Raw genomic sequence first — 1,094 nt, 5'->3', positions numbered from 1 at the left:
ACCACGACGCTGCGGATTGATTCGCCTGCGTGCATCATCTTGAAGCCCTTGTTGATATCGTCGAGGGCAAGGGTGTGGGTGATCATCGGGTCGATCTCGATCTTGCCGTTCATGTACCAATCGACGATTTTGGGCACATCGGTGCGCCCGCGCGCGCCGCCAAATGCCGTGCCGCGCCAGCTTCGCCCGGTGACAAGCTGGAACGGGCGGGTCGAGATCTCGGCCCCCGCAGGCGCCACCCCGATCACGATGCTTTCGCCCCAGCCCTTATGCGCCGCCTCAAGCGCCGTGCGCATCACGTTGACGTTGCCGGTGGCGTCAAAGGTGTAATCCGCGCCGCCGCCCGTAAGCTCGACCAGATGCGCCACAAGATCGCCCTGCACGTCGTTGGGATTGACGAAATCGGTCATGCCAAAGCGCGTCGCCATCTCGATCCGCGCCGGGTTGATGTCGACGCCCACGATCTGATCCGCGCCCGACAGGCGCAGGCCCTGGATCACGTTCAACCCGATGCCGCCAAGCCCGAAGACGATGCTGCGGTTGCCAAGCTCGGCCTTGGCGGTGTTGATCACCGCGCCGATGCCCGTGGTCACGCCGCAACCGATGTAGCAAATCTTGTCGAACGGCGCGTCCTTGCGCACCTTGGCCAGTGCGATTTCGGGCAGAACCGTGTGGTTGGAAAAGGTCGAACAGCCCATGTAATGCAGGATCGGCGTGCCATCGAGCATCGAAAACCGGCTGGTGCCATCGGGCATCACGCCCGCGCCCTGGGTCGAGCGGATCTTCTGGCAGAGGTTGGTTTTCGGGTTGAGGCAATAGTCGCATTCGCGGCACTCGGGCGTGTAAAGCGGAATGACGTGATCGCCGGGCTTGAGGCTTGTCACGCCGGGGCCGACCTCAAGCACGACGCCCGCGCCCTCATGCCCCAGAATGGCCGGAAACGCCCCCTCGGGATCGGCCCCCGACAGCGTGAAGTCATCGGTATGGCAAAGCCCGGTGGCCTTGATCTCAACCAGAACCTCACCCGCCTTCGGGCCCTCAAGGTTCACCTCCATGATCTCCATCGGCTGACCGGCAGATACGGCAACAGCGGC

1 protein-coding gene is annotated in these 1,094 nt (G+C 63.5%); it reads right to left on the bottom strand.

Annotated features, from left to right (window positions below):
- Positions 1-1,094, bottom strand: a 1,094-nt coding sequence (locus tag ROG8370_RS19885) for an S-(hydroxymethyl)glutathione dehydrogenase/class III alcohol dehydrogenase (RefSeq protein WP_245827558.1), incomplete at both ends; no start/stop codon positions are given.

It is taken from the genome of Roseovarius gaetbuli (assembly GCF_900172365.1).
GTDB classification, from domain to species: domain Bacteria; phylum Pseudomonadota; class Alphaproteobacteria; order Rhodobacterales; family Rhodobacteraceae; genus Roseovarius; species Roseovarius gaetbuli.
The sequence above is the reverse complement of the archived record's forward strand: the minus strand, read 5'-3'. Positions and strand labels throughout refer to the sequence as shown.